The sequence below is a fragment of the Nocardia sp. NPDC055050 genome (assembly GCF_053608345.1).
On sequence record NZ_JBSGVG010000085.1, the window covers coordinates 1 to 5,804 of the forward strand.

5 protein-coding genes are annotated in these 5,804 nt (G+C 66.5%); 1 reads left to right on the forward strand and 4 read right to left on the reverse strand.

What is annotated here, in order from left to right; translation table 11 throughout:
* Window positions 1-14: 14 nt before the first annotated feature.
* From ACWGCN_RS35645 to ACWGCN_RS35660, 4 genes are all read right to left on the reverse strand, one after another.
* A complete protein-coding gene (locus ACWGCN_RS35645) occupies window positions 15-401 on the reverse strand; it encodes a hypothetical protein (protein ID WP_378989184.1) in 387 nt (128 codons plus the stop codon).
* A gap of 559 nt (window positions 402-960) precedes the next feature.
* Entirely contained in the window at window positions 961-1,482 is a 522-nt protein-coding gene (locus ACWGCN_RS35650; RefSeq protein WP_378989530.1) for a hypothetical protein, read from the reverse strand.
* A 503-nt stretch (window positions 1,483-1,985) separates the two neighbouring features.
* Complete coding sequence (locus ACWGCN_RS35655) at window positions 1,986-2,855, reverse strand: MaoC family dehydratase (RefSeq protein ID WP_379315043.1); 870 nt, start codon at window positions 2,853-2,855, stop codon at window positions 1,986-1,988.
* On the reverse strand, window positions 2,855-4,210 hold the full coding sequence (locus tag ACWGCN_RS35660; RefSeq protein ID WP_452460428.1) for a 3-oxoacyl-ACP reductase: 1,356 nt from the start codon (window positions 4,208-4,210) through the stop codon (window positions 2,855-2,857). Before ACWGCN_RS35660 ends, ACWGCN_RS35655 begins: the two co-directional genes overlap by 1 nt.
* Before the next feature lie 206 nt (window positions 4,211-4,416).
* On the opposite strand from ACWGCN_RS35660, the gene ACWGCN_RS35665 reads away from it, so the two are divergent.
* Window positions 4,417-5,754 carry an acetyl-CoA C-acetyltransferase gene (locus ACWGCN_RS35665; protein WP_379315042.1) on the forward strand — a complete coding sequence of 446 codons (1,338 nt, stop codon included), beginning with the start codon at window positions 4,417-4,419 and terminating at the stop codon, window positions 5,752-5,754.
* The last annotated feature ends 50 nt before the right edge of the window (window positions 5,755-5,804 follow it).

Below are 5,804 nucleotides of genomic sequence, written 5' to 3' on the forward strand. Positions count from 1 at the left end.
GTTCGCGTACTGCGTCAGGAGGCCGGGGGAGTTTCCACCGGGGTCTCCTCAGCCGCTGCCGAGCCGCTGGTGAGCGCCTTCAGGATCGCGGCCAGACTGTCGGCCGAACCGGTCGAGGCGTCGTCGCCCGTGCCGCCGGTGCCGGGTTCGGTCTCGTCGGCGACCTCGGTGCCGGTCTCGGTGTCCGCCGGGTCCTCCGCCGCCGACGAGCCGCTGGTGAGCGCCTTCAGGATCGCCGCCAGGCTGCCGGCCGAACCGGTGGTGGCCTCCTCGCCCGTGCCGCCGGTGCCGGGTTCGGTGACAACCGGCGGGACCTCGTCCGCGGTGGCGATGCCCGTGCCGAACACGGCCATCCCGGCGGCGATGACGATGCCGAAGCCGAGCGTGCGAATCTTCTTCATGAAATGAAACCCCTTGGTATTAACCATGATTGCCGACTTTGTTGCCGACTGAAAGTTTCTAACACGGTCGGCGGCGGCTCCCTAGCCCGCGACATTCGGGGCATTCGCCGAACCATTGCTGCACATTTGCCCGTTGAGTGCCTGACGGCAGAACTCGTTTCGGGGATCTCATATCGATTGCTCGAAGACCGCCGTTCGGCACAACGAACGGGAGCTCGAACAAGATCATTACCGCTGGACGATCGATCAATCACGCGAACCGCGGCAAGATCCCCGCAGCGAAGGATCGAGGCAGAGCATCACGCTTGTGCCTAACCTTGCTGTATACCCAGTTACTGATCGGCTTAGTCCATGATTGATATCACCATGAAAACCTGTAACGAGTTCCGGTGTGTAACCGATTGGGCGGCAGCCATATTCATGTTTTCCCGCCGTGCGCTGCGCTTACCGGAATATGTGCTGTCAGTTTTCTGCCAGATAGCTGTTTGCTCAGGGCCGCATGCCTTTTCGGGTATGCGGCCCCGACACGTGCGATATCGACCGGGATGGACCGGTCGCGCTAAGACGGGCAGTTGACCGTGTACTCCCACTGGGTGTCATTCGGGCCTGTAACCCGAACGCTCACCGTCGAGGACGACCCCGCGGGCAACGAAACGACCCGAGATCCGGTGCCCTGGTTGGCATTGTCGCCGACATAGCCGGTGTCGAGCACCTGCCCGCCTTCGTAGAAGACCTGAATGCGGTCGGGAATGTTGAGGGTTTCGTAGGTCAGGACGAACGAGGTCGGTCCGGTGACGCCGAGCTGATGCGTCGTGTTGGTGACGCCGGCCCCGCCGGACTTGGTCGAGCGGTTGCACGGCTGCACGCTCTCGGACGACCCACCGCTCGAGCTACCGCCGAGGATTCCACTGCCGGTGTCGAGCAGATCCCCCAGAATCCCGCTGCCCGTGTCGATTACCCCGCTTCCGGTCTCACCGCTTCCGGTGTCCGCGCCTGCCACCGCGCCGGCGCTCGCGACCAGCGACAGCGCCGCCCCCACGAGAGCAACCGCGCGCAGAATCCCCCGATTCGAAAGACTGATCTTGTTCACAACGCTTCCTCCACAACACTTCTCGCCACGGATCTGGATCAGGTGAACCCGCCGACGCGACCGAACGATCGCTGGGCAAGAGAAGTTCTACACGCGTTTCAGAGGAACCGGAATGCTCGAAATTCGGCCACCACGGTGTTCAGATGCCGAATAGTTGCCCGGTGGCGCGAGCCCGCGGTATTGACAGCCGGGCAACACTACAAAGTCAGCCCTCCGCGCCCCGGGCAATTTCTTAGCACGCAGAAGAAAACACCGGACGGTAGACCAAAATGGGTGCCAGAATTTCTTGTGGCAACTTCATAGCGAATCATTTTATGTCGATGAGTAAAGTCACAGCAATTGCCCGTAACGACACCTATCGGGATGACGATCGGCGAGATCCTCGAAAGCGTAAGGCCCCGAACACAATCCGTCGTGACGACCGATTCACCGTGCCCTGAAACCAGTAAGGGCCGCACACCCCCCTGGAGTGTGCGGCCCTTGCCGGTGGAGACTCAGCGCAAGGTTGCGGTGAGGTGTGGGTACCCCTTCTTGGGATGCAGGATGGAGAGATCCCAGCCGGATCCGACCTGGTCGGCGTAGATGTTCACCGAGGACGGAAGGAAGATCGGCTTGCCGAACTTGACCGCGTAAGTGGCCTTTTCGGGGACGCGGCCCTCGATCGTGCTGAGGATCGCTGCCGCCGACCACATGCCGTGGGCGATGGTCTGCGGGAAACCCATTGCCTTCGCGCCGATCCCGGAGACGTGGATCGGGTTGTGGTCGCCGGACGCGGCGGCGTAGCGGTTGATCATCTTCTGATCCACGCGCTGCACGCGCAACGGGGGCGGGGGCACCTCATCGGCGGGGGGCGCCGACTTGGGACCGCCCGAGAGCGACGTGCGCTGCTGGTGCAGGAAGGTGGTCACCTGCCGCCAGACGAGTTCACGACCGACGCTGATCTCCGTGATCGCGTCCACCAGAAGACCTTTCGGGTGTTCGCGGAGGTTCTCGATATGGGTGGAGAAATCGAGGGGCTCGGCGACCGAGATCTCGCGGGTGCGTTCGATGACGTTCTCGAAGTGCACCGCACCGACCGCGCTGAACGGGAAATCCCGTGCGACGACGAGTTGCATCGCCAGCGGGAAGCTGAGGATGAACGGGTACGTCAGCGGCAAGGTGTCGCTGAAACGCAGGCCGGTGGCATGGCAGTACGCGGCGAGATGGTCGGGGTCGACCCGCACGCCCTCGAGGACTACTCGGCGGTCGGGCAGGGTGGGCTTGCGCGCCGACAGCGGAGCGGGCAGCGGGATGGCGCCCAGCGCCGCCTTGGCGTACAGGCCGCCGTTCTTGGGAACCTCGGTGAGGGTGATCGTCTGAGTCATCAGGCGCCGATCAGGCTCTGACCGCAGACGCGAACCACGTTGCCGCTCACCGCGTTCGACGCGGGGCTCGCGAAGTAGGCGATGGTCTCGGCGACGTCGACGGTCTGGCCACCCTGCAGCAGCGAGCTCATCAGGCGACCGGCCTCGCGGGTGCCGACGGGGATGGCGGCGGTCATCGCGGTCTCGATGAAGCCGGGCGCCACCGCGTTGATGGTGATGCCCTTCTCGGCCAGCAGCGGGGACTCGGCGTCGACCATGCCGATGACGCCCGCCTTGGACGCGCCGTAGTTGGTCTGGCCGCGGTTGCCCGCGATGCCCGCGATGGAGGACACGTCGATCACGCGCCCGCCTTCCTTGAGCACGCCCTTGGCGACGAGGCCGGAGGTGATGCGGTGCGGGGCAGCGAGGTTGACGTTGATCACCGAGCTCCAGCGGCCCTCGTCCATGTTGGCGAGCAGCTTGTCGCGGGTGATGCCGGCGTTGTGGACGACGATGTCGATGCCGCCGAAACGCTCGGTGGCGAAGTCGGCCAGACGCTCGGCGGCGTCGGGCGCGGTGACGTCGAGGGCCAGCGCGGTGGCGCCGATCTTGTTCGCGGTGTCGGACAGCGCCTCGCCCGCGGCGGGGATGTCGGCGACGATCACGGTGGCGCCGTCACGGGCGAACACCTCGGCGATGGTGGCGCCGATACCGCGCGCGGCACCGGTCACGACGGCGACCTTGCCCGCGAGCGGCTTGTCCCACGACGCCGGGGCGACCGAGTCGGCGGAACCGACCCGGATGACCTGACCGTCGACGAAGGCCGACTTACCGGAGAGCAGGAAGCGCAGGGTCGACTCGAGGCCGGTCGCGGATGAGCCCGCTTCGGGGTGCACGTAGACGAGCTGGCCGGTCGCGCCACGCAGCAGCTCCTTGGCGACCGAACGGGTGAAGCCCTCGAGCGCGCGCTGGGCGATCTGCTCGTCGACCGAGCCGACCAGTTCGGGGGTGGTGCCCAGAACCACGACACGGCCCGACGGCGCGAGGCTGCGCGTGGCCGGCTGGAAGAACTCGAACAGCTGCGCGAGCTTGTCGATCGAATCGATGCCGGTGGCGTCGAAGACCAGCGCGCCGTACTTGGTGCCCGATTCGAGCGAGTCCGCGACGGTGTAGTCCGACAGCAGCGCGCGGACCGGCTCGGCCAGGCGACCCTTGCCGCCGAGCAGCACCGGGCCGGGCAGCGCGGGCTCGCCCGCCTTGTAGCGGCGCAGTTCGGCCGGCTGCGGGAGGCCCAGCTTGCTCGCGAGGAACGCGCCGGGGGCGGAGTGGATGAAAGATCCGTAGAGGTTCGGTGCACCCTTGCTCTTGGCTGCCACTGTTCCTACCTTCTCTGTGCTCGACGAGTGTGGTGACCGTGCTCCGCCCAGTGTCCCCCGTGTGAGCGCACACTTGCGGGTACGGTGTCGACAACGAACTTACTCCGGAGTAAGTTTAATGTAAACCGATACGACGCCGCGACCGCACGGGGGCCGATTCCAGCGGCCGGCGTTACCCGGAACCGACGAGACCATGGAGAACTCGAGTGACAAGCAAAGCCCGCTCGGCGACGGCCAAGGCCGCAGCTAAGCCTGCCAAGGCCGCGAAGACCCAGCGCCCGATTGCCATCGTTGGCGGCAACCGCATCCCGTTCGCGCGCTCCGACAAGGCCTACGCCAAGGCGTCCAATCAGGACATGTTCACCGCCGCCCTCGATGGGCTGGTCAGCCGGTTCGGTCTGCAGGGCGAGCGCCTGGGCATGGTCGTCGGCGGCGCTGTGCTCAAGAAGGTCGGCGAGCACAGCCTGATCCGCGAGAGCGTGCTCGGCTCGAAGCTCTCGCCCTACACCCCGGCCCACGACCTGCAGCTCGCCTGTGGCACCGGCCTGCAGTCGATCGTCACCGTCGGTGACGCGATCGCGCTGGGTCGTATCGAGTCCGGCATCGGCGGCGGCGCCGACACCACCTCCGACGCGCCGATCGGCGTGAGCGAGGACATGCGCGAGTGGATGCTCACCGCCAACCGCGCCCGGACCACCAAGGACAAGGTCAAGCTGGTCGGCCAGCTGCGCCCCTCGATGCTGGGCATCGAGATCCCCAAGAACGCCGAGCCGCGCACCGGTCTGTCGATGGGTGAGCACGCCGCCATCACCGCGAAGGAATTCGGCGTCGCCCGCGAAGCGCAGGACGAGCTGGCCTACCTCTCGCACAAGAACATGGCGGCCGCCTACGACCGTGGCTTCTTCGACGACCTGATCACCCCGTTCCTCGGCCTGACCCGCGACGACAACCTGCGTCCCGGCTCCACCGTGGAGAAGCTGTCGACCCTGAAGCCGGTGTTCGGCGTCAAGGCGGGCGACGCCACCATGACCGCGGGCAACTCGACCCCGCTCACCGACGGCGCGTCCGCGGTGCTGCTGTCCACCGACGAGTGGGCGGCCGAGCGCAACCTGCCGGTGCTGGCCCACCTGGTCGACTCCGAGGTCGCCGCGGTGGACTACATCCACGGCCCCGACGGCCTGTTGATGGCGCCCACCTACGCGGTCGCGCGCCTGCTGGCCCGCAACGGCCTGACCCTGCAGGACTTCGACTACTACGAGATCCACGAGGCGTTCGCCTCCGTGGTGCTGGCCACCCTGGCCGCGTGGGAGTCCGACGCCTACTGCAAGGAGCGCCTCGGCCTCGACGGCGCGCTGGGCTCGATCGACCGTAGCAAGCTCAACGTCAACGGCTCCTCGCTCGCCGCGGGCCACCCGTTCGCCGCGACCGGCGGTCGCATCGTCGCCTCGACCGCGAAGATGCTGGCGGAGAAGGGGTCCGGCCGCGCGCTGGTCTCCATCTGCGCCGCGGGCGGCCAGGGTGTGGTGGCGATCATCGAGCGCTAGTCCGCGCTGATCACGCACAGAAACGGCGGGTGTTCTCCGATTCTTCGGAG

Bases quoted from the DNA above. Each gene is read 5' to 3' on its own strand.
- ACWGCN_RS35645 (WP_378989184.1), bottom strand. From the start codon at position 401: ATGAAGAAGATTCGCACGCTCGGCTTCGGCATCGTCATCGCCGCCGGG.
- ACWGCN_RS35655 (WP_379315043.1), bottom strand. From the start codon at position 2,855: ATGACTCAGACGATCACCCTCACCGAGGTTCCCAAGAACGGCGGCCTG.